The organism is Megasphaera elsdenii DSM 20460, assembly GCF_003010495.1.
GTDB lineage: Bacteria > Bacillota > Negativicutes > Veillonellales > Megasphaeraceae > Megasphaera > Megasphaera elsdenii.
This window is the reverse complement of sequence record NZ_CP027570.1, coordinates 1,974,482-1,994,578: the sequence shown is the minus strand read 5'-3', so window position 1 is coordinate 1,994,578 and position 20,097 is coordinate 1,974,482. Positions and strand designations below refer to the sequence as shown.

At 44.7% G+C, this 20,097-nt stretch carries 29 protein-coding genes; 3 read left to right on the top strand and 26 right to left on the bottom strand.

Features of this window, described 5'->3' with window-relative positions:
• Positions 1 to 378 precede the first annotated feature (378 nt).
• From nrdD (C6362_RS09515) to C6362_RS09440, 16 genes are all read right to left on the bottom strand, one after another.
• Positions 379 to 2,112, bottom strand: a complete 1,734-nt coding sequence (nrdD, locus tag C6362_RS09515) for an anaerobic ribonucleoside-triphosphate reductase (RefSeq protein ID WP_014016879.1) — start codon at positions 2,110 to 2,112, stop codon at positions 379 to 381.
• A 273-nt stretch (positions 2,113 to 2,385) separates the two neighbouring features.
• Entirely contained in the window at positions 2,386 to 3,003 is a 618-nt protein-coding gene (gene nrdD / locus C6362_RS09510) for an anaerobic ribonucleoside-triphosphate reductase (RefSeq protein ID WP_014016880.1), read from the bottom strand.
• On the bottom strand, positions 3,003 to 3,266 hold the full coding sequence (locus C6362_RS09505) for a thioredoxin domain-containing protein (protein WP_014016881.1): 264 nt from the start codon (positions 3,264 to 3,266) through the stop codon (positions 3,003 to 3,005). The genes nrdD (C6362_RS09510) and C6362_RS09505 overlap by 1 nt, the downstream gene beginning before the upstream one ends.
• Entirely contained in the window at positions 3,247 to 3,786 is a 540-nt protein-coding gene (locus tag C6362_RS09500; RefSeq protein ID WP_014016882.1) for a 4Fe-4S cluster-binding domain-containing protein, read from the bottom strand. The genes C6362_RS09505 and C6362_RS09500 overlap by 20 nt, the downstream gene beginning before the upstream one ends.
• Before the next feature lie 5 nt (positions 3,787 to 3,791).
• Positions 3,792 to 4,244: a hypothetical protein gene (locus C6362_RS09495; RefSeq protein ID WP_014016883.1), complete on the bottom strand. Its 453-nt coding sequence runs from the start codon at positions 4,242 to 4,244 to the stop codon at positions 3,792 to 3,794.
• Positions 4,237 to 4,734: a hypothetical protein gene (locus C6362_RS09490; RefSeq protein ID WP_014016884.1), complete on the bottom strand. Its 498-nt coding sequence runs from the start codon at positions 4,732 to 4,734 to the stop codon at positions 4,237 to 4,239. Before C6362_RS09490 ends, C6362_RS09495 begins: the two co-directional genes overlap by 8 nt.
• 4 nt (positions 4,735 to 4,738) lie before the next feature.
• Positions 4,739 to 5,008, bottom strand: coding sequence for a DUF3310 domain-containing protein (locus C6362_RS09485; RefSeq protein WP_014016885.1), 270 nt, complete (start codon positions 5,006 to 5,008; stop codon positions 4,739 to 4,741).
• Positions 5,009 to 5,234: 226 nt separating this feature from the next.
• A complete protein-coding gene (locus C6362_RS09480; RefSeq protein ID WP_014016886.1) occupies positions 5,235 to 5,441 on the bottom strand; it encodes a hypothetical protein in 207 nt (68 codons plus the stop codon).
• Positions 5,442 to 5,444: 3 nt separating this feature from the next.
• Positions 5,445 to 5,663 carry a hypothetical protein gene (locus tag C6362_RS09475; protein WP_014016887.1) on the bottom strand — a complete coding sequence of 73 codons (219 nt, stop codon included), beginning with the start codon at positions 5,661 to 5,663 and terminating at the stop codon, positions 5,445 to 5,447.
• Between the two features lie 22 nt (positions 5,664 to 5,685).
• On the bottom strand, positions 5,686 to 6,366 hold the full coding sequence (locus C6362_RS09470; RefSeq protein ID WP_041647284.1) for a DNA-methyltransferase: 681 nt from the start codon (positions 6,364 to 6,366) through the stop codon (positions 5,686 to 5,688).
• A gap of 19 nt (positions 6,367 to 6,385) precedes the next feature.
• Positions 6,386 to 6,835 carry a dUTP diphosphatase gene (gene dut, locus C6362_RS09465; RefSeq protein WP_014016889.1) on the bottom strand — a complete coding sequence of 150 codons (450 nt, stop codon included), beginning with the start codon at positions 6,833 to 6,835 and terminating at the stop codon, positions 6,386 to 6,388.
• 1 nt (position 6,836) lies between these two features.
• Positions 6,837 to 7,301 (bottom strand): hypothetical protein, encoded by a 465-nt coding sequence (locus tag C6362_RS09460; protein WP_157868811.1) that lies wholly within the window; start codon positions 7,299 to 7,301, stop codon positions 6,837 to 6,839.
• Entirely contained in the window at positions 7,258 to 7,503 is a 246-nt protein-coding gene (locus C6362_RS09455; protein WP_014016891.1) for a hypothetical protein, read from the bottom strand. Before C6362_RS09455 ends, C6362_RS09460 begins: the two co-directional genes overlap by 44 nt.
• 1 nt (position 7,504) lies before the next feature.
• A complete protein-coding gene (locus C6362_RS09450) occupies positions 7,505 to 8,197 on the bottom strand; it encodes a PDDEXK family nuclease (protein ID WP_014016892.1) in 693 nt (230 codons plus the stop codon).
• Entirely contained in the window at positions 8,139 to 8,531 is a 393-nt protein-coding gene (locus C6362_RS09445; protein WP_014016893.1) for a hypothetical protein, read from the bottom strand. Before C6362_RS09445 ends, C6362_RS09450 begins: the two co-directional genes overlap by 59 nt.
• 1 nt (position 8,532) lies before the next feature.
• Positions 8,533 to 8,961 carry a hypothetical protein gene (locus tag C6362_RS09440; RefSeq protein WP_106699299.1) on the bottom strand — a complete coding sequence of 143 codons (429 nt, stop codon included), beginning with the start codon at positions 8,959 to 8,961 and terminating at the stop codon, positions 8,533 to 8,535.
• Between the two features lie 327 nt (positions 8,962 to 9,288).
• Between C6362_RS09440 and C6362_RS09430 the strand changes: the two genes are divergently transcribed.
• Complete coding sequence (locus C6362_RS09430) at positions 9,289 to 9,570, top strand: transposase (protein WP_014015018.1); 282 nt, start codon at positions 9,289 to 9,291, stop codon at positions 9,568 to 9,570.
• Entirely contained in the window at positions 9,567 to 10,481 is a 915-nt protein-coding gene (locus C6362_RS09425; RefSeq protein WP_014015019.1) for an IS3 family transposase, read from the top strand. The genes C6362_RS09430 and C6362_RS09425 overlap by 4 nt, the downstream gene beginning before the upstream one ends.
• A gap of 403 nt (positions 10,482 to 10,884) precedes the next feature.
• Here C6362_RS09425 and C6362_RS09415 read toward each other — a convergent pair whose 3' ends face one another.
• The 8 genes from C6362_RS09415 to C6362_RS12325 all read right to left on the bottom strand — a co-directional run bounded on the left by C6362_RS09415 (position 10,885) and on the right by C6362_RS12325 (position 16,311).
• A complete protein-coding gene (locus C6362_RS09415; protein WP_014016896.1) occupies positions 10,885 to 12,864 on the bottom strand; it encodes a DnaB-like helicase C-terminal domain-containing protein in 1,980 nt (659 codons plus the stop codon).
• A 16-nt stretch (positions 12,865 to 12,880) separates the two neighbouring features.
• Complete coding sequence (locus C6362_RS09410) at positions 12,881 to 13,093, bottom strand: hypothetical protein (protein WP_014016897.1); 213 nt, start codon at positions 13,091 to 13,093, stop codon at positions 12,881 to 12,883.
• A gap of 4 nt (positions 13,094 to 13,097) precedes the next feature.
• Positions 13,098 to 13,406, bottom strand: a complete 309-nt coding sequence (locus tag C6362_RS09405; RefSeq protein WP_014016898.1) for a hypothetical protein — start codon at positions 13,404 to 13,406, stop codon at positions 13,098 to 13,100.
• 526 nt (positions 13,407 to 13,932) lie between these two features.
• Entirely contained in the window at positions 13,933 to 14,406 is a 474-nt protein-coding gene (locus tag C6362_RS09400) for a hypothetical protein (protein ID WP_014016899.1), read from the bottom strand.
• Between the two features lie 42 nt (positions 14,407 to 14,448).
• Positions 14,449 to 14,880: a helix-turn-helix domain-containing protein gene (locus C6362_RS09395; protein WP_014016900.1), complete on the bottom strand. Its 432-nt coding sequence runs from the start codon at positions 14,878 to 14,880 to the stop codon at positions 14,449 to 14,451.
• A 267-nt stretch (positions 14,881 to 15,147) separates the two neighbouring features.
• Entirely contained in the window at positions 15,148 to 15,897 is a 750-nt protein-coding gene (locus C6362_RS09385; RefSeq protein WP_014016902.1) for a Rad52/Rad22 family DNA repair protein, read from the bottom strand.
• 58 nt (positions 15,898 to 15,955) lie between these two features.
• Complete coding sequence (locus C6362_RS09380; RefSeq protein WP_014016903.1) at positions 15,956 to 16,138, bottom strand: hypothetical protein; 183 nt, start codon at positions 16,136 to 16,138, stop codon at positions 15,956 to 15,958.
• Positions 16,138 to 16,311, bottom strand: coding sequence for a helix-turn-helix transcriptional regulator (locus tag C6362_RS12325; protein ID WP_080596504.1), 174 nt, complete (start codon positions 16,309 to 16,311; stop codon positions 16,138 to 16,140). The genes C6362_RS09380 and C6362_RS12325 overlap by 1 nt, the downstream gene beginning before the upstream one ends.
• Positions 16,312 to 16,499: 188 nt before the next feature.
• Here C6362_RS12325 and C6362_RS09370 point away from each other — a divergent pair, with 188 nt between their 5' ends.
• On the top strand, positions 16,500 to 17,624 hold the full coding sequence (locus tag C6362_RS09370; protein WP_014016904.1) for a tyrosine-type recombinase/integrase: 1,125 nt from the start codon (positions 16,500 to 16,502) through the stop codon (positions 17,622 to 17,624).
• Positions 17,625 to 17,702: 78 nt separating this feature from the next.
• Here C6362_RS09370 and mnmA read toward each other — a convergent pair whose 3' ends face one another.
• Positions 17,703 to 18,782, bottom strand: coding sequence for a tRNA 2-thiouridine(34) synthase MnmA (gene mnmA, locus C6362_RS09365; protein ID WP_014016905.1), 1,080 nt, complete (start codon positions 18,780 to 18,782; stop codon positions 17,703 to 17,705).
• Positions 18,779 to 19,927, bottom strand: coding sequence for a cysteine desulfurase family protein (locus C6362_RS09360; protein WP_014016906.1), 1,149 nt, complete (start codon positions 19,925 to 19,927; stop codon positions 18,779 to 18,781). Before C6362_RS09360 ends, mnmA begins: the two co-directional genes overlap by 4 nt.
• Positions 19,928 to 20,097 lie beyond the last annotated feature (170 nt).

The window sequence follows — 20,097 nt, the reverse complement described above, 5'->3', positions numbered from 1 at the left end:
GACATAGGACCATAGTTCTATCGAAGCATTTACCATGCCTCATGTATTGTATGTAGTGTTTGTGACAAAAGTATTTTCCATGATACTTTTCTACTCTTGCATTTTCTTCAGTAACACCACAAAAACAACATTTTTTCATAAGCCCTCCTTCCCGGAGGGTAAGGTTTATAGGCGGTCGTGGTTCTTCCAAAAGTGTCTTTACACTTGACCACGACTCCGACGTTTCATTTTGTTATATCGTCGGTTCAGACTATCGCACAACCACCGAAGTGGCCCTCCTTTATTTAGTCGTTCACGCTACCATTACGCTTGCGCCTTGTTACCCACTTCTGGGACTTCAAGTCAATTAAAAGGAGTTTTCTTATAGCGGTTTATGTATTATGCCGCTATGTGCCCACGCATTTTAGGCACGAACTCGGTGTTAAACCGGAACCCATATACAACCATGTCCGCCTTATTGAGGTCGTAAATCGCTTTAAGGTATTTGGATACTGCTTGCTGATATGTTTCTTTATCTACTGTCGGGGAGAAGCCTTTATATTCCATAGCTTCCAACATACCGTTGATACCAATAGTCCCGAACTGTGTATCAAAGTTAATGAACTGCGCCGTATAAGCCGGTAACATACCCAGCTCGATGTAATGTTTGATTACAGCTCGATGAGCGGCGAGGTATTTATGGATACGACTAATCAAATCACCAAATGGCAACTTACTTTCATACTGCTGAACATATCGGTTCATGTTGATGGTAATAACTCGGAAAGAACCAGTAGATACACCACCAGCGCCTAACGTATAGGAAAATGTGTTGTCGGCCAGTTCGTTGCGGAGTCGACAGTTATGCGTCTGAATACCATTAGCCAATGTGAAATATGGTTCCTTGCCATCTGCCATATTAAAGCAATATACAGGTTCATCGTAGTTCGTTATTTCCTGAACCTCGGATACTTTAAAGAAAGTTCCGTTAATTGTTATTTTATATACATCACCCATAGAGCGTTTATTTTTAGGTTCATACCAACGGATGCAATACAAAGGGAAATTGCGAGTAAACTCTTCCCCGCGAACGACAACCTTTTCGTTAGTCCTATCGCTTACATCCAAGATAGTCTGGATACCCATTGTGGTAAGCATAGCTTCCATTTGTTCTGCTAGTTTTTTAGATGTTGTATAAATTCTGTTGCTATTTCCTCCGTCGGTTGCGTAAAATCCATCAAGAATACCCCGACGAAAATCTAAGCTTTTATTACAAACATCCATATTAAGCTCTTTGGTGTTGCATCTACTTCCCTTAACCCAGTATTTAATAAATTCAGCAATGTTCTTGTCAGTTGTCTTGGCAAATATAACGTTATTTTTAGAGCTGTATAAATGCCAACCGGGTAGGTATTCAATACATTTCTTAACCTTATCCTCATTCAGTGAGAGGGTAACTTCGACAGAATTACATTTTTCCCGTTCGTAAATAGAACCGTCTCCCAAATACATTCCAATAAGGAATCCATCTTTATACTCCCCACTGCCTTCTTTATAAGCTCTATCGTTGAACATAAGCCAGTCGTCAGTAGTAATTTCATCTGCCCTTTTATCTCCATCCATCGTTGGGAAAATGTGATTAGATGTGCAAAAAACTTCTTTTTTATTGGACGTTACAATTCGATACATTTTATCGGTAGGAGTTGCTTTCACAAAACTACCTTTTACCCAACTCCCATCGAAGAATATAGTTAAATTGCTCATTGGTTTAAAATCACCAATTCGGATAAGTTTAACGCCATCTTCGTTACGTACTAATACTCGTTGATTAGCGTCAAAACAGCACGACGCAAGAGAGTCTGCACTCTGAGATTCATAGATGAAGAAGGACAATCCTTTAGACATTTCCTCGGCAAGGAACCACGCGAAATCCCCATCTTTCGGTTTCTTGTCCTCGTCCAGTAATACAGCGGCAGTAAGTACCGGATAAGTGAGGAGTTCTTTCTTTCGCTCTTTTCGGAACCATTCCATAAAGAATTTCTGTAACCGGCTCAAACTATCGTAATCTGGCTGAGTGCCATCGGGGAAACGGAAACCACCGAAGATACTATCGAAGTAATATTTATCGAACACAGAGATATTCCAAAACACCGATTGATTCGAGTACCCCACGCTTTCACGTAGGCTCTGACTATCTCTTACTAACAAATGTTAGCACACCATTTCGAGGAACGTATCAATAGCTCCCCTACTCCCCCACAACAGGGGATAGTCGATACACCTTCTAAACTGCTTTCAGTTTAGCTTGGCTCGGGATTAGCATACCTGAATGGCTTTAGCTTTCCCCGACAGCCGTTGAATAATCAACGACTTCGCTGATAAACGATTAGATGTGTAGTGGCAATATTACTTACCACGTGCCGCCGCTGGTTGGTTAAGAGCGTAGACAACACCTTGCAACTCTTGGGCAATGCGGTCTCTAGCTACAGAAAGGTAGTTGTCCCCATACTGTTTCCGGGCAAAATAGTCAAAATACATAAGGAATTCTACGGTCGCCGTTGCTCCAGCCCAGTTCGTAGCCAGCTGGTACACCAGATTAACAAACGAGCCGCAGAAAGATTGGAGATTCTTCGGTGCTTTACTTGTACCACCCAAACATTTCGTCCCATTCAACAAAAATGGATACATCGTGACAGAAGCGCAATAAGGGAGAAAAGCGGCCAATGTTTCATCATGGCAATACAGAAGATGGCTTTCAATATCTTCCTCGTACTGGTCGGCTAAATCATCTCCAAACATTTCCGTGATTTTGTCTTTGATGATTTTGCGGCTGACTTGGATGTTCTCGAATTTATACATCTCTTCCTTGAGTGTACCCATATTCTTTTCAGAGACATTGGAGTTAGGGTCTACCAAGGAAGCCGATGCGTTATTGGTGGCCCCGATATAAAAATTAATGAAATCTACCTTTTTCTGAATCTGTTCCGGTGTAAGATAGTTAAAGAACGATTTTTTATTTGTCATCAAAGAGCCTCCTCAACAAAATCTTTTAATACTTCCGGTGGAATAACCCCCTCAATCCGGTCAATCTCTTTATCGCCATCATAGACAACAACTGTCGGGTAAATGTGCAGATTGTATTTTTTCTCCATTAGGGAGGATTCTACCCTTTTATTCTCAAAATCAATCTCGTTTTTATACTTTTCAGCCAGCTTTGCGAATGTGCCGCTGATTCGATTGCAATGGAAACAGTTGTCAATATAGAACTTACAGATTTTCTTCTTCATTATTATCACTCCTCTGGAAATATTCTTTGGTTTTATCCTCCCACACCCGATTAGTGGGATCATATTCATAGAACCGCTGGTTCGTTGTCGGAGAATCAAGCCCTCCTTTGTCTTTCTCATACCCACCAGCTTTTATCCATCTAACCGGAAGCAATGGCAACCACTTTAAATCATCTGAACCAACGTAAATACCAACTTGTCTAGTAGACAGTTCAAGTAATAAAATAGTAAATACATCCTTTGAAACATCTTTATTATTCATCCCGCCCATGAGAACTACGGCATTTGCTCCGAGCTTGTACTGTTCATCGACATAATCAACGATTTCCTGAACCGTCATATTCGGTATTGTGTAGTTAGTGTCCCAAAGCTCTGGACTGTGACACCCATCACAATGACAGGTACAGTTGCCGATTTCAAAAAATACAGAGATACGATTAGGTATCTCTGTAAGGGTAATTCCTTTATTTACAACCGGTAGTTTACAATTAGAAACATCCATTGGATTGAAAGAATTCATTAGAATCACTCCTTCTTTTTGTTATTGTACATGGTGTCAGCTAAATTATCTAAAGCATCAATGGTATCTAAATCGAAGCATATACAAGCTTGGGATGCGTTATACGAAATTTTAGCTGACACTTTCGCCGCTACCCTTACCAATCGGAGTTTCAGCTTATTGAAGGCTACCCGCTTGCCAACCTTCTCGTCGAAGGTATCATTCGGTGAGCATTTCGCAACAGCAAAGCACTGATTCTTATTGAGCCGATACTGTTTAAACGCCGGGGTAAAAAGAAGTCCACTCTCTGATACCGCATAAATTTCCATCTTGTCATTAACCATATTTGCTACGATACATTCCGTAGCTCTTTGCAGTCCCATTTCTTTCGCATATTTCGGGAGGCATTTTACGATCCGGTTTTCTTTATCTACGATAAATGTTACTTGGTCTAAAAGATTCTTTTCTAAACTAGTCAACGAAGAACGCCTCCAATCTCTTTTTGTCCTGAATATACTTTCCACATTCTTTCTGGAAAGATTCGTATTGTGCAATGATTTCCTTCTTACCTTTTCGAGCTTCCTCTCTCGTACGGAAGAAATTACTACTCAAGCTCTGTTCAAAGCTTTTAACACTGCCAAAGATGGCACTCTTTTCCGTGTGGCTAGGAAGAGGAATATACCAATACCGTTCCCCGATATGAGGTTTGAACTTCTCTTTGGAACTAGGTTTAACTTTCTCTTCCTTCTTTTCCTGCACGGTGCATTTGTCGATGTAATATTCTCCATCCAACAGATTCAAGAGTACGTTTTTGGATACGGCGTCGTTGGTGGCATTACGCAATCCCTTATCCATGTCGAAGTAGAAGAAGCCGATTAAATCGTTTTCGCAGTTGAAACGGCGAACAGCAAAAGTCTTGTTTGGCTCCATGTCAAAAATAAGTGCAATATCATGGGCATACAACATCATATATCTAGTCCTTTCTAGGGTCTACTTTTTTCCCCTCGCAATGGTCTACGAGCCATTCTGCATACCGGAGAATCTTCTTGGCATCCTTAATCGGTTCATCTTTCTTACCAAACCGGGACGCGTACTTGATGATATTAAACAGAAGCCCACCGGTGAACTCTTCGGTGTTGAACTGAGCCTGCATAAGCTCGATAGGCTGAACATCACCTTCATAATGTTCCCCGTACCACTCCGGTTTCGGAATCCCTTCTGCTAAATCAACTTGCTGTTTCATTTCTCCTCCTCGTGGTGTCTGTAATAAAAACATTTGTCTTTCTTACTCCAACTCAAATTAATACCGAATAATTTGGCAATTAAGGCAGCTAGAAGTAGACTTAGAACACTAAGTACAGCCAAAACAATAATAGGAGTAAAGATTACTGGCCAACTCCAAACAAGAACTCCTACAACCTTTAAAATAATAAATAACATCTGTAACGTAATAATAGCAGTAGTTACCATTAGACAATAACCTCCCAATCGTCTGCGGCACAATTAGAAAGAGTGTCGAGGATATCCTGCGTTTCACGAATATCTTGTTCTCTGCCATCATGCATATGCATAATAACGGTGTTTCTTTCCTTATCGAAATACCAGTATCCAGTCCAATGACGCCGTTTAACTTTGTGTCCTCTCATAAGGGAGAACACAGCAGAAGCAAAACTCATAATTTATACCCCCTGAATCATCTTGTCTAAGCGGTTAAGTTCACCGCGCAACATAACAATCTTGTTGTGGATTCTGGTCTTAGTGCTAGCCGCAGGAACATATCCGAAAGTGTAATTACCATGTTCCCCCTCTTGAATATCTTTAGTCAGAGTTCTTGTGATGCCGCTAATAGTAGATGCTTGACTGCTAATTTCCATTAATTTCAAGTAATCTTTTTCCATGATTTTCTCCTTTGTATAATATTTATGCCACATCAAACGAAAGCCTTTCATTAGCAATCGCTACATAATTTTCGTCTATTTCTATTCCAACGTATTTCCTGTTCAGCTTTTTTGCCGCCACTAACGTCGTCCCGCTACCACAAAATGGGTCGATGATCGTAACATCATCAGGAAGAACGCCTATAACATTTTCCATAACCTTTAGTGGCATTTGGCAAGGGTGGCCAGTCTTTTGTTTAGATACGTTTTTGACCTGGTTGATATTCCACCAATCGTATAGAGCCGCCCCCTTATGCCCCTTGGAAATCAACGCTTTTATACGTTTATCATTAGGGTTCTTGTAAGGCTGTCTGACTTTTTCAAAATCAGGCTCAATGTTAAAAAATGCAATATCTCTGTGTTGCCTTTTAGTGTTCGAGTTATATACCCATGAAACAACCCTGTTCGGAGTAACTTTCATCTGAAACGAAATCTTATATAAACTTTCAGGATAGTGAACGATTACAGACGGGCAAAGGGAAAAGATATCTCCCATCATTTCATAGTATTCAGTGTCATCCATGCGGTCTTTGTATTTGCCGTAGTGATACCCGACATTGAATGGCGGATCGCTTACGATTATCGGATTGTGTGCTTTCGACACAACGTCATTGATATAATCAACACAATTACCAGTAATAATATCCGCATTGTCATTAATCATGTAACCCATTGAACTCCTTTTATTTGCCCGTACTTCCGATACCACCAACACGTTTTCCTGTAGCCGTGTCGTCGTCCGTCGTTTTATACTTCATGAAAATACCTTGAGCGATGCGGTCCCCCTTTTTAATTAACACAGGGTTGTCACCGGGATTGTAAATACCAATAATCAAATGACCTTCATTGTCTTCGTTGTTGTAGTAGTCACTATCAATGATTGCTGGGCCGTTTGCCAAGATAAGGCCCTTTTTAAAGGCCAGGCTGGAACGAATGGAAATTAAAAGGTATTCGTCCTCAGGCATATAAACTTTAATACCTGTATACACTCGTGTTAAATCATGAGGCTGGATAACCGTATCTTTAGCGGCTTCTAAATCATATCCAGAACTTCTGGAGGTTTTACGTTCGGGAATATGGATACCTTTCTTTGCGTAACTAGAAATAACTTCGAATCCTCTTTTTTTCTTCATGTTATGTCCTCCCTACGATTCTGTCATTTCCTACCGGGGGCCGTTCCTTTCGGTAGCAATTCTCGACAATCATCTTTGCGTCAAAATATACTCGGCTCAAGAATCTAGCATTGGCTTCTACGTATTTCTGCCTTGTAACGCTTTCTACGTAATCCTGCCACGCTTTAATTACTTCTTCGTTAGAGGCCGCTCTTCTTGCCCCGTCTGTAGGCTTATTGGAAAGTTCAAGGCTTTTCCTCGCTTCCGTAGCCTTTGCATTGCGTTCGAGCAATGCTGACATTTTATAGGCATCTGCGGCCAATGTGTCGTAACTGGCCAAGAGGGAGGAGGAATCTCTCATTAAAGAGAAAGCCTCCAGTACATCGGTATCATTCAAATCTTCGTACCGTAGCCTCACCTCATCAAACATGGCCAGTATTTCATCATAAGTTGTTGACGATATTGACCCCATGGAAAGCATCTCCAATCCGACTAAGGACTTCCTGAGCATCTTTCAGGCTGTCTTCGCCATTGAATGTTCTCAATACTGCCGGGCGCGGACTTGTTTCACACGAGCCTAAAATACGGTAGCCGTCAATCAGGTTCTTGTCTTCCTTATTTTTGATTTCAGAAATGAAGATGGATTTTGCATCCATCAAAACTTTGCCATTTTCACTAAGTACGATCATGTTATTTGCCTCCAAACAATTTGTATGTATCTTCTTTCAAAAAGAATAGTGGTTCATAGTAAGGTCTTGTTACGACTACCATGTCCGAATTGTCTTGGTCAAAATACTTATGGAGTAATTTGAACCTACTATCTGGAACATCATGTACTTTCCCATCGAGGAGCCCATTTACCAGATATTCAAAAAGGTCTTTCCGAAGCACATAGCAGAACCCATCTATATGGACAATACCGGTGGCCGACAGTCTGTACCAGCGGTCGCTCCTTATGTTCCTTTTACACTCCACAATAAGCTCTTTCCCCTTGAATTGAATCCGGATATCGCCGGACATATGGTCTTTGAGCTGAGGAATCAAATGGGCCGCTTTTAACGCTCCCGACATCGGGGTTCTTTGTGCGTCCAACCCCATGTCCTTTAGGAGGTTTTCAATATCTCGTTCCGCTTTTCTCCCGTTTCTTCGGTTTGCCTTGCCTCTCTTTGAGGCGTCACTTAATTTTTTGACCTTCTTTTTCTTTTTCTTCTCTTCCTTCTTAGCTAGCTGTCTAGGAGATTTGATGGACCGGTCAACCGGGGTGTACTCTTCGTAGTCCCGGCACCAGTCACAATCATATTTCTTTAGACAGTTATCTCTCACCTCACAATTCATTTTTAAGAGCTTTGGCGATGATTTTTGCCAGTTCTTCAATTTCTTCATCTTCGTCGTCCTCTTCGTCGTCAGAGGGCTGTTTCACCTCGACACCGAGGTCTTTTAATGTTTCCAGAAAGTCTTCCGGAATTTCATCTTTGTAATCCCCTCTAAGCTTCGGTGCGTTTTCTGCCAAAACATCCACCAAGTCAATAGCATCGACATTCATAATCTGTGCCAAACTAGAGATAATAGCGAGACAAACTAAAGAGCGGTCATTTACCGAGCCTTTGATAGTGCAAGCTACCTTATTGCCGTCGATTTTCTTCATCGACAATGATACTTTGAGACCTTCTGCAACAGCCTTTTCAAATTTATCAAAAGTGACTTCAAAATTTTCCATATTATTTACCTCCATAAGCATCGCAAAACTTGTTTACCGCGCAAAACTTTTCACATTTATTTCCACCCCAACATTCCCTTGTTTTACAAGGTGGAGGGAGCGTCTTAGTTTCCAAGGCTTTTATTAAATCCCCAGCCTTTTTCTCCATATATCGTTTCATCCAACGGTCCGAAATCTTACCAACCGGAACCAGATATGCATTTTCTGTTACTCCACGGCTTGTGGCCATGTAGGTATTGCCATCCCTGACGATTATTTCACAAACCATATTCGCTACTGGCTTGTGGAGGATGTTCTCTATTTTCATACGGTAGTCATTCATTTGTACGGCTAAGTCAAACATATGCTTCGCATTTCCATATGTGATGATTGTTCTGTACCTCGGTTTGCCGTTTTTATAATGGCCCACTAAAACCTTTTGAGTCCCCATTCCCATTGTCTTAGCGGCTACATATGACCCATACGTTTTGTAGTCGAATAGAGTCCCCCGTTTTCCGGAGAGTAGAAGTCGAAAGCCCCAGTAGATACTCCGTCATCCAATCTCTGTTCTCCTAAATCCCCCTCTTCCATACCATGTTCTAGGTTGGCGTGGGTCTGGGTCCCCAACAGGGCAAACATCATGCTCTTTGGGTCTATAGCGTAATCATGAGTTAGCATAAGGTAGGCTTCCCTAGTACTGGTGTTAGCATATAAATAGGACAAGTCAAACTGAGGTTCCTAATGGTGGTACAATAGGATTAACTAAGGAGGCCTCAGTATGGCAAAATTCAACAAAGAATTCAAAATCAACGCAGTTAAATATTATCATGAACATCGGGAACTCGGCTTGGTTGGCTGTGCTACGAATCTAGGTATTGCTCCACAAACCTTGTCCCGTTGGCAAAAGCAGCTGAAGGACAATGGCGAAATGCCTTATCGTGGTTCCGGCAACTATGCTTCGGATGAAGCTAAGGAAATCGCCCGTCTGCAGCGTGAACTGCGGGATGCGAAGGATGCGTTGAATGTCCTAAAAAAAGCTATCAGCATTCTGGACAAATGACCATTGCCATCTATCGCAGTGTCCAGGAAGAAGCCGAAAATGCCCATCAGGCAGAACGTCGTTTTTCGGTGTCCGGAGTGCTTTCTGAACTCGACGTTTCTTCTTCAGGATATTATGACTGGGCGGCGCGCAAACCATCGAAACAGGCCCAGCACCGCAAGGAGATGAAGAAAAAGATTCAAACTATCTACGACGATTCCAAGCAGATTTACGGAGCCCCGAAGATTGCCCAAGTTATGCAGCAGAACGGGGACAGTATCTCTGAACGCACAGTTGGCGTATACATGCGGCAAATGGGCATTCAGGCCTGCTGGGTAAAGCATTACACCGTAACGACCCGTAACAGTGACTTTGACGTGGCGCTGGTGAATATCCTTCAGGAATGCTTCAATCCTGAAGAACCGGATCAAGTATGGTGCAGCGACATCACCTATATCTGGACAGCTGAAGGTTTCGTCTATTTGGAAAGCATTATGGATTTGTTCTCCAGGAAAATCATCGCCTGGAATCTGGCCCGTAATCTGGACGTCGCCGGCATCGTCAAGATGCTGCAGGAAGCCAAACAATGCCGGAAACCCGGACAGCTGTTGGTTATCCATTCGGACCGTGGCTGCCAGTATGTTTCGCAGGCATATATTCGGGAGACATCCCAAATGCGCCGCAGCTATTCGAAGAAAGGCTATCCATGGGACAATGCCTGCATCGAATCCTTCCACTCCCTGATTAAACGGGAATGGCTCAATCGCTTCAAGATTCAAAATTATCAGCAAGCGTACTTGTTGGTGTTTGAATACATCAATACCTTTTACAACACCGTACGCATTCATAGCCATTGCAACTACATGTCACCGGATGACTATGAAAAGCTGTATGCTGATTTCCAGAAACATAATATGCGTCTGGGAATCTAAGAAACGAAAAACCTCAATTTAATTTGTCCGAAATCTTGACATAGGACCATACCTCTGAGGCACTGAGTTGTAGAAGGTTTACCCGTCCACTCCCTCTGTTCGGCTATCTTCCGTAACGTAGGGGCTGACAAGCATCTGCCACACGGTACATAGAGCATCCCAGTCACGGGATTTATCTTCCCGACTAGCCTACACTGCTTCAAACAATCTTCAATTTTTATAACGCCCCCATCTGGGCATTTGTAAGAATCGTAGGGCATTTTATCTCTCCTTTGTTTTTTATTACTTTAAGTGAGTATTGTAAGATAAAATTTTTGGGAGCCTCCTCGGAGCTGTTGTTCGGAAACTCCCTTGCCTCACCTTACGTATTTATTATAACTCTAAGTGAGTATTTTGTCAAGCACTACTCCAGATATTTCTCTTCCAAACGGGATGTAGCCTTGTTGTAGTAATACTCAGATACCGGATTCCCATACATCCCATCACGAGTTTTGTCAATCTTGATACGGGTTACGTTCTCCAACTGGTCTTTCTCTTCGAGGGATAAGTTAGGGTCTTTCCCTGGTCTCCACAAGAGCATAATAACATCTGCCGAAGCCTCCAAGTCACCGGTCAGTTTTAGCTGTTGCATGTTCGGTTCTCCATAAGGATTACCGCCTCGGTTCAGCTGGCTCAACATAACAAAGATGAGGTCGTTCTCCTTAGCTACCGCCTTCATCTTCGTGGCCGCCGCAGAGGCTCCCTCGAACTCAGAAGTTCCTTTCATATACCCAAAGTAGTCGACGAACACCATATCAATAGGGCCACCTAGGATATTCTTCGTGTTGACAAGTTCTATACGCTTCTGAATATCACCCATGGAGTAATCGTTGCCATCGAATACGACAAGGCGGTTCTGGAGCTTCGCAATGACCTTCTGTACAGCTGTGTCATTGCTGGCAATGTACCCCTCTACTTCTGGAGTAGAACATTTGATGAGTTTCGCCAAACAACGTTCGATAAGCTTACCTTTCGGCATTTCTAGGGAAAAGAACGCTACTCTCATATTATCCTGACAAATAGCCCGTAGCATATACTCGATAGCGAAATCAGTTTTGCCCACACCACTGTAAGCCCCGATAACCACAACCTGTTTCTTCTCTACTTTCCGGATGCAGTTATCAATCTGCTGGAAGTGTGTCTTGTACCCTCCGATGGAATAAATCTTTCTGAGGTCGTTGATACATCCGGTAATGTCAGAGGCTTCACTCAAGATGTCGTTGCTGTCTTCCCCGACTGTGTTGAAATACTTCTTTAAGTCTTCTACATCCTTGTTCCAGCGCTCTGCGAGGTATTTAATGATATCAAGACGAATCATTTCCGATTTGACAGTCTTCAGATACTCTTCTGCTCTCTGATATTCTTCCTCAATGGTCTTACAAGCCTCGATAATAAGTCTTGCGACATATTTATCGATATGTTCTGTTGGAAGCGTCTGAGCGTCAATACCGGCTAATAAAAGGTCGTTCATATCCTTGTAGCCGTCAGGCATAAGGACGACTCGCACCTGACGGGAAGGAGAAATAGCTTTGAAGTAATCGCGGACCCTCGGAATCCGTTTCTTACCAGCTTCATCATTGTCCGGGCAGATGACAACCGTCGTATCCCTGCGGAGGTAACTGTTCAGCATCCGGATCTGGTCACGGTGAAGCTCATTGGAGCAATAGGCTACCGTAGGAATACCCATTTGATAGCCACTGATTGCGTCCATATAGCCTTCTACGACGTAGACGGTATTCTTTATAAGGCGACGTGCCTTATCGAGGCCAAAGAGGAATTCAGACTTATCATAGAGGATATTGTTACGGCTGTTCATGTACTTCGGCTTGGCGTCGAACTGCCGTACTGCCATGCCTACCGTCCGTCCATTGGCATCCAGTAACGGGATTGTCATTTTCCCGTCCCACATACCCAGCTCGAACGTTTGGATGGTTTCCTCGGTGAACCCTCTCTTCTCCGTCAAATACTGTTTTACATTATCTACCCCAGCCAGTCCTCTCTTCTTATAGCCGTTGAATTTATCCTCCAACCGTTTCTGGTCCTGGTACTCGGCGTCATCTTTGAGGTTGATATTCAGCATAGAGGCAAGACGTTCTGTGGCGGCACTGTAGCTGATATGCTCGTAATCAGAAAGGAAGTTGATGACATTCCCTCCCGAGTTGCAGGCGAAGCAGTAGTAACCGCCACGGTCGTCAACATACATAGCCTCTGGATTGACAGAGTTCTCATGGATGGGGCATTTACACCGCCAGCCATTCCCTTTGCGTACAAGTTCCACATGAGCGTAATCTTTGATGAACTGTGGTAAATCTATTTTCTGAATGATGATGTTTTGGATGTCCATGTGTGCCTCCTGAATATCAGTCTTTCAATCCCGGGAACTGGATGATGTTATCATTCTTTCTCTCCAGTAAGTCAAGTAAACTATCTTTCCGTTTCCGGATAAGGCCTTTGAGAATAACCAATTCTCCTTTCTCGGCACCATCATCCTCCCGTTCAAAGTATTTATCGACTTGCATCAATAACATGACCAATCCTTTAAAAATCTTATCCTGTCTTTCCTGTTCTGTCATAATATTACCCCCTTAATTTCATCAGCATGTCAATGGAGTAAGCCACCTCGTCAGTCAGTTTGGGACGAGGCTGTTCCTTGTAGTAGTCGAAAGCTCTCCATGAGGAAGCTTCATGATACAGTTCCCGGAGAGGTGTACCTAGAGGCATCACATGGGTCTGTAGATAGTTTATCATATTTGTGATGTCCCCGTCAGGGCTCTTGTTGAAAGCTTCCATTACATTCTCGTAGTTCTGATACCCCCAACATTCTTTGCCGACGGTCTGGTCAAGGTAGAGTTGAGCTAACCTATCTCGTTCAGTGTCTTTGTTCATTTCTACCTCCTATATTAATTACTTGGTATGATTCATTCACGGGCGGTAGAACGAACCATACCAACTCATCTAATGATGAGTAAAACATTAACCGGGAGAAAATGAGGAGATTAAAAACATTCATTTAATTAATATCTATCCCCCGCCCGTGGTTGGGGATACATCTTCTTTATCTAATCTTTTAACCGGTTAAGAATTTCTCTATTATCAATCTAACATATACAAGTAATTACTTGGTATCGTTCTTTCTACCTCCAGATAAAGAATCATACCAACTTATTATATTTAATTAATTAAGATAACTCATTGGCCTGTGGTCAACGAGCTATTTTAAGATTGTAATTCTAGAGTTAGTGTAGAACTTTAGAATTTAAATTAATTAATTAACTAGTATGTAATACTAGAGAGATGAGAGAGCGAAAGCGAACGAATCTCTTATTGTCCGAGGTAGCACCTCGTAAGAGGTGCGTTACCTCGGACAGGTTTAGAGGTTTAGAAGTTTAGATAGAGATTAATTATTGACACCCTACTCATCTAATTCAATCACTTGCATAGGGGCTTCAATATTTTCACCAGAACGCCTATTTTTAGGGAGAATCCATTTGCCATAGTCGGTAATGTAATACTGATACGATACATTCTTCCCAGTGTAAATCTTCAATTTATTTATAATGTTACTAGCTTCGAGTTCTTTCAGAGCTTTTTTGGCAGTATTATTCGCACATCCGTACATTCGTGCAATGGTCAACGAGCCATATAGACAAACTCTTGTGGTTGAAAAACGGTGATGGAAAAGAAAAGCAAATATACTTTTAGCTGTAGGAGATAATCCAGATTCTGTTAAAACCATCATTTGGTCTGGAGATATATGTAAAGAATCTGTAGGAGCTTTTGTAGATATTCTCCAAACGAAGTCTCTAGCACCTCTCTTTATGACCCACTTGTTCACCCACTTATTAACCGGATATACCGAAATCATATTCTTCTTTTCTGTGTTCATAGTGCTTTCCTCCATTTCTTATTACCTATGAACGTTCTACTTTCAAATTTTCTCCTCGTGTATCCCCTTACTATTTTCGGGTAAGTTCCACTCTTTGTATTCGTTGATAACGTATTGGTATGCTATATACCTTCCAGTGTGTATCTTGAGGGAGTAAATAATTTTGTTATCTTCGAGTTCATTCAATGCTCTTCTGGCAGTGTTGTTAGCGCACCCATACATCTTTGCAATAGTTGTCTGTCCATATAGACAGACTTTCGTGGGAAGATACCGATTAAGGAGTATAAAAGAGAAAATACCCTTGGCTGTACTGGATAGCCCAGACCTGCATAGCTTGTTAAGCATAGAGTAATCACACTCGAATTCATCAGTTGTGGCCTTAGCAGAAACAAGCCAAGAAAACCTCTTCCCGCCCATGTAACTCACCCAGAGATTAACCCATTTATTCCTTTGGTAAACATTAATTCTACTCATAATGCTCTCCTCCACTTTGTGGTTCCCACGAATGTTCTATTCTCTACCAACCCTTTTGCTTCGAGTCGGTCCAACGCTCTTGTTATTGTCCTTGCCGAAAGGAACGGTATCTTACGGTTAATATCTCCAATGGACATGCGAGCGAACCGGTGCCCCTCGAAGGGGACACCTTTCACTTCGCACTGCTTACGAATGACCGAATGGACAATAGCCGCGCTTACGCCTACTTTCTGGCAAAGTCTTACGTCTAACTCCATAGGCTACCTCCTAAGCCGGTTCGTCATACATAGCCGCCTGCTGATCGGCAAGTACTTTCGCTGCGGCGTTCTTGACTTCTTCCGAGAATCGAGACTTATTGACTACCCAAGTCAGATAACCGAAGTCCGTAACCGAAGATACCGGTTTGCCTGCGTACTTCGTGTTCGGCGGCATCATAACTTCTCCAGTCGAGGATGCCTGCGGCTGATGTTCTTCGTAGGAATCTTCACGATGGTAAGACTGTCTCGGTTCCGGTTCGTCCTGAACAGTTCCTTCCGGTAACGCCCAACTCGGAAGCTTCGGACGTTCTGTAAAGTTACCCCACTGGTCAATAGGCACCCACTGACGAGGCAGGTTGTACAGGTAACGGCCAATGCCAAAAGCAGAAGCTACACGGCGCATGGCTCCGGTAATACCGCCTTTGAACGGGCTGAAATCTGTGCAGTTAGCTCCGTCCATTCTCGACACATCACCTTCCGGCAGATGCAACGTCATCTTGGCCAAGAAGCCTTTGATACTATATGTTTCTTCTCCTTTATATGTCGTCCGTGTTGCTGTCCCCATATCCGCCGGGATGTATTCGACTTCCCATTTATCGGGGCCTACTACTTCATCAAGACGTTCCATGACCGCCCGGGAGCTGATGTAAGCCATGGCTTCGGCTTTGCTCTTGTCCTTGCTCTTGCGTCCGATAACCCACATGACCTCTTCCGGTTTGAACGGTGCCTTCAATGCTTCCATAATTTCTGTGTTTGTCATAATGATTCCTCCTATTAAAAATCACTAAAAGTGAGTATTCAAGGGTAAATGAAGTCCCTTAGTGGGACTTATAGTCGAAGTGGTGAGCTTTCGAGATTTTACCCTCCCACCTGTCCCCCCAGCCTTCGGCTTCTTCAATCAACTCGTCTAAGAGCTGGTATGCCTCTTTCCGGGTGTCCACGGTATAGTGTTCCGGGAAAGTCTTTCCCGACATTCTGAACTCCACAATGTATTGGTCCATTATATTTCCCTCCCTGAAATGAATTCTTCAACGTCTTCCTTCCTGAACCGAAGGACCCTTTGGGAGATTCTAATACACGGAAGTTCCTTCTTGTCCACCAGCCGCCTTACCTGCTGGTCTGAAATCTTGAGGTACTCAGCGACCTCTTTCGTCTTGAGAAGTATGGGGCTCACCTCCTAACTCACTTCCTGTGATTATTATACTACATGTAAGTGAGTATGTCAAATTGACTATACTAACTTTTTGTAATTTTCTCCCTGTTGTTTTCATTATAATAGAACGCATGTTCTATGTCAAGCCATTTTGTCATCTACCGCGTCATTGCATATAATGTTATAATAAACACAAGAGGTGAGTATGAATGGCACGAAAGAGAAGCAACGGAGAAGGAACCGTATATGTAAGGAAAGATGGGACTTATTGCGCCCAAGAGACGATAGACAAGAAACGAATCACCGCCTATGGAAAGAACAAGACCGAGGCGTTGGCCAAACTCAAGAAGAAGATAAAAGAGAAATTAACATCGGGGGAAATCGTCCCTCAGAGCAAGAATATGACGGTAGCTGATTACCTTCCCCACCATGTCAATAGCCTGCCTCTTACGAATAACAGCACCATAGAGAATTATCAATCTATATCCAGGAGAATCATAAGGCTTACCGGGGAACTCAAACTATCACAAGTCACAGATTCCACATTGAAGGCTTTCGCAGCTAATATGAAAGGAATGGGTTATGCAGAAGCTACGACTCACACGACGGTAAAATTCTATATGAGGGCTTTGAAACAGGCTCAGAAAGAAGGATATATACATCATGGGGTTGATTTAGATTTTATAAGCCATCGCAAACAGAACCCATACATACTTCCGAAAGTGGAGGATGTCATTAAGTCACTGAACGAACTTCACCCTATCGGTATGAGATACCTAGGATTATTTTGTTTATATACCGGCCTACGACGGGGAGAGCTAATCGGATTGAAGTGGGAAGATATTGATGAAGAGAAAGGTATCGTTACGGTAAGGAGAAATTATACCTGTCAGGCTACATCTCATCGTCTGTATATAAAGACTCCCAAGAACGGCATCTCTGGACAGATAGTCCAGATACCTGACGACGGAATGGAACTGATTGCAAACCTTAAAGACGAATACAGGAAGGCAGGAATCAGTAGCGAATTCGTCTTTTGTGATAAAAATGGGAGACACCTTAAACCAGACAGTGTAACGGCTACGCTACACCGAGCTATGTTACGGGTGTCCCCCAGAGGTTCGGTCCATATATTGAGGCATCTACATGCTACGATACTGGCCAAAGAGGGAGTCCCTCTAAGAACCATCTCAAAGCAGTTGAGACACTCTTCTATCGTCACGACATCTATTTATATCAACGCCATGCAAAACGAGGTCTACGACGAAATTAAAGGCGTTTCTTTGCCCGGTTGCAGTAGTGTTGCAGTAGACGATAAGAAGAATGAGGCATAGAGCTGAGTTTCAGAGATATGTAGCAATAATTGAAAAGTTTCTGATATGATCTGTAGACACGGTAGTCCTCCTCTTTTTCTATTGGATAACGCCACCGCCCAGGACGCGTTCGCCTGTGTCGGCGTCGTAAAGTACCAAGGCCTGGCCGGCCGTGACGGCACGCTGGGCGTCGTCGAATTCGACCTGCAGGCTGTCGCCATCGGGATAGACCGTGCAGGCCGCTTCCCGGGCAGCATAACGTATCTTGCCCAAGGCCCGGAAAGGAGCGTCCGGCGTCTGTTCGACCCAGGTCGCTTCACTGGCATGGACCGTCTTCGAGAACAAGTCCCGTTCCGAACCGACGATGACTTTATTATGAGCTACGTCCAGGGCCGTCACGTAATAAGGGCCGCCGGGACCGCCGAGGTTCAGGCCCCGGCGCTGGCCGATGGTATAGGCGGCGATGCCTTTATGGCGGCCGATGACATGGCCTTCTTTATCGACGAAGTCGCCAGGCTTGAAGATGCCCTTCCGTTCGTGCTGCAAAAATCCCTTATAATCGTTGTCCGGAATAAAGCAGATATCCTGGCTTTCGGGCTTATTGAAGACCGGCAGGCCCCATTCCTTGGCCAGTTCCCGCGTATGGACCTTTTCCAGGTCGGCCATGGGGAACAAAATATGCGGCAACAAGTCCTGTGTCAATTGATAGAGGACATAGGACTGGTCCTTGCGGCGGTCTGTGCCGCGGAGCAAGGAATAGATTCCCGTCGCTTCGTTCTTTTCGATGCGGGCGTAATGACCAGTCGCCAGGAAATCGGCGCCGAACTGTCGGGCTTTCTCCCAGAGCAGGCCGAACTTAATGAATTTATTGCAGGCAATACAGGGATTGGGCGTCTTGCCGTGGACGTAAGCATCGACGAAATAGTCAATGACGTCGCGCCGGAAGATATCGCGGAAATCCAAAGTATAATGGGGAATCCCCAGGACCGAAGCGACGGCTTTGGCATCGTCGACGGAACTGAGGGAGCAGCAGGCGTGGACGTTATCGATGGTGCAAGCCGGATCTTCTTCCCACAGGCGCAGGGTAATGCCGATGACATCATACCCTTGCTGCTTCAAGAGACCGGCTGTGACCGAACTGTCGACGCCGCCGCTCATAGCTACGGCAACTCGTTTCATAATGATTCTCCTCTGCTTTTACGGACAGCGTCGCCAATGATGGCAACGGCTCGTTTTATTTCATCTAACGTATTCTCTTTGCCTACGGACAAGCGGATACTGCTGCGCAGCCACTTCTCTTCGATTCCCATAGCCTGGAGGACATGGGATGCCTCGACGGCACCAGCTTCACAGGCCGAACCGGCAGATACGGCCAGTCCCTGGAGATCGAGGGCGATGAGCAAAATGGCGCTGTCCACCCCATCGACGCTGAAGTCGATGATGTTGGGCAGGACGTGATTGCGCCGGCCATTGAGGTGGAACCGGGCGTCGCCCTTGATGAGCCGCTCGTAGACGGCATCGGTCAGGCGCCGCGCCGCCAGGACGCGGTCGTTCCGTTCGGCTCCCAGGAGTTCCGCAGCCTTGCCGAAGCCGGCGATGGCAGCGACGTTCTCCGTCCCCGCCCGCAGGCGGTGTTCCTGGGGGCCGCCGTAGGCTTCGGCGGCGACTTGCAGGCCGTGGCGGATATACAAGGCGCCGACGCCTTTGGGACCGTAAATCTTATGGCTGCACACGGTCAGCATGTCGATGCCCTGTTCCAAAGGGCGGATGGGCACGTAGCCAAAGGCCTGGACGGCATCGACGTGAAAGGCGATGCCCTTCTGCCGGGCCAGGGCGCCGATGGCGTCGACAGGCTGGACCATGCCCGTTTCATTATTGGCGTACATGACAGAAATGAGGACCGTATCATCGCGCAAGGCCTGAGCGACGGCTTCGGCCGTGACCCGGCCGTCGGCTTCGACAGGGACATAGGTCACGTCGTACCCCTTTTGTTCCAGGGCCTGGAAGGTCCGCAGGACGGCGTGGTGTTCCACAGCCGTCGTGATAAGATGGCCGCCGTCGGGGAAATTGGCCCGCAGGAAGCCGAGGATGGCCAGATTGTCCGCTTCCGTGCCGCCACTGGTGAAGACCAGGTCTTCCCCTTTGACGCCCAGGCAGTGGGCCACCTGGCTGCGCGCCGTCTGGACGGCAGCCCGGGCCTGCTGGCCGAAATAATGAAGGCTCGACGGATTGCCGTAAGCCGTCGTCAAATAGGGCATCATGACGTCCAGGACGCGCGGGTCCATAGGCGTCGCAGCCGCATTATCTAAATAAATTCGTTTCATTGATGATTCTGACTCCAAAGTTGACAAAATAGCTATAAAAAATAGCCTATTATTTATAATACCATAGGCCTGTGTTCGTGGCTAGTAGGGACCGTCCTGTAAAGGCGGCCCGTTGTGGGAATCCCGTGATTCGTGGCTCGTGGTTCGTGGCTCGTGACTCGTGGTTCGTA

Bases quoted from the DNA above. Each gene is read 5' to 3' on its own strand.
- C6362_RS09405 (WP_014016898.1), bottom strand. From the start codon at position 13,406: ATGAACAAAGACACTGAACGAGATAGGTTAGCTCAACTCTACCTTGAC.
- C6362_RS09455 (WP_014016891.1), bottom strand. From the start codon at position 7,503: ATGATCGTACTTAGTGAAAATGGCAAAGTTTTGATGGATGCAAAATCC.
- C6362_RS09380 (WP_014016903.1), bottom strand. From the start codon at position 16,138: ATGGACCAATACATTGTGGAGTTCAGAATGTCGGGAAAGACTTTCCCG.
- C6362_RS09415 (WP_014016896.1), bottom strand. From the start codon at position 12,864: ATGGACATCCAAAACATCATCATTCAGAAAATAGATTTACCACAGTTC.
- C6362_RS09440 (WP_106699299.1), bottom strand. From the start codon at position 8,961: ATGGGGACTCAAAAGGTTTTAGTGGGCCATTATAAAAACGGCAAACCG.
- C6362_RS09360 (WP_014016906.1), bottom strand. From the start codon at position 19,927: ATGAAACGAATTTATTTAGATAATGCGGCTGCGACGCCTATGGACCCG.
- C6362_RS09410 (WP_014016897.1), bottom strand. From the start codon at position 13,093: ATGACAGAACAGGAAAGACAGGATAAGATTTTTAAAGGATTGGTCATG.
- C6362_RS09475 (WP_014016887.1), bottom strand. From the start codon at position 5,663: ATGGAAAAAGATTACTTGAAATTAATGGAAATTAGCAGTCAAGCATCT.
- dut (WP_014016889.1), bottom strand. From the start codon at position 6,835: ATGAAGAAAAAAAGAGGATTCGAAGTTATTTCTAGTTACGCAAAGAAA.
- C6362_RS09450 (WP_014016892.1), bottom strand. From the start codon at position 8,197: ATGAAGAAATTGAAGAACTGGCAAAAATCATCGCCAAAGCTCTTAAAA.
- C6362_RS09430 (WP_014015018.1), top strand. From the start codon at position 9,289: ATGGCAAAATTCAACAAAGAATTCAAAATCAACGCAGTTAAATATTAT.
- C6362_RS09395 (WP_014016900.1), bottom strand. From the start codon at position 14,880: ATGAGTAGAATTAATGTTTACCAAAGGAATAAATGGGTTAATCTCTGG.
- C6362_RS09505 (WP_014016881.1), bottom strand. From the start codon at position 3,266: ATGAAGAAGAAAATCTGTAAGTTCTATATTGACAACTGTTTCCATTGC.
- C6362_RS09490 (WP_014016884.1), bottom strand. From the start codon at position 4,734: ATGATGTTGTATGCCCATGATATTGCACTTATTTTTGACATGGAGCCA.
- nrdD (WP_014016880.1), bottom strand. From the start codon at position 3,003: ATGACAAATAAAAAATCGTTCTTTAACTATCTTACACCGGAACAGATT.
- C6362_RS09370 (WP_014016904.1), top strand. From the start codon at position 16,500: ATGGCACGAAAGAGAAGCAACGGAGAAGGAACCGTATATGTAAGGAAA.
- C6362_RS09485 (WP_014016885.1), bottom strand. From the start codon at position 5,008: ATGAAACAGCAAGTTGATTTAGCAGAAGGGATTCCGAAACCGGAGTGG.
- mnmA (WP_014016905.1), bottom strand. From the start codon at position 18,782: ATGAAACGAGTTGCCGTAGCTATGAGCGGCGGCGTCGACAGTTCGGTC.
- C6362_RS09445 (WP_014016893.1), bottom strand. From the start codon at position 8,531: ATGGAAAATTTTGAAGTCACTTTTGATAAATTTGAAAAGGCTGTTGCA.
- C6362_RS09385 (WP_014016902.1), bottom strand. From the start codon at position 15,897: ATGACAAACACAGAAATTATGGAAGCATTGAAGGCACCGTTCAAACCG.
- C6362_RS09500 (WP_014016882.1), bottom strand. From the start codon at position 3,786: ATGAATTCTTTCAATCCAATGGATGTTTCTAATTGTAAACTACCGGTT.
- C6362_RS09400 (WP_014016899.1), bottom strand. From the start codon at position 14,406: ATGAACACAGAAAAGAAGAATATGATTTCGGTATATCCGGTTAATAAG.
- C6362_RS09480 (WP_014016886.1), bottom strand. From the start codon at position 5,441: ATGAGTTTTGCTTCTGCTGTGTTCTCCCTTATGAGAGGACACAAAGTT.
- C6362_RS09425 (WP_014015019.1), top strand. From the start codon at position 9,567: ATGACCATTGCCATCTATCGCAGTGTCCAGGAAGAAGCCGAAAATGCC.
- C6362_RS09470 (WP_041647284.1), bottom strand. From the start codon at position 6,366: ATGATTAATGACAATGCGGATATTATTACTGGTAATTGTGTTGATTAT.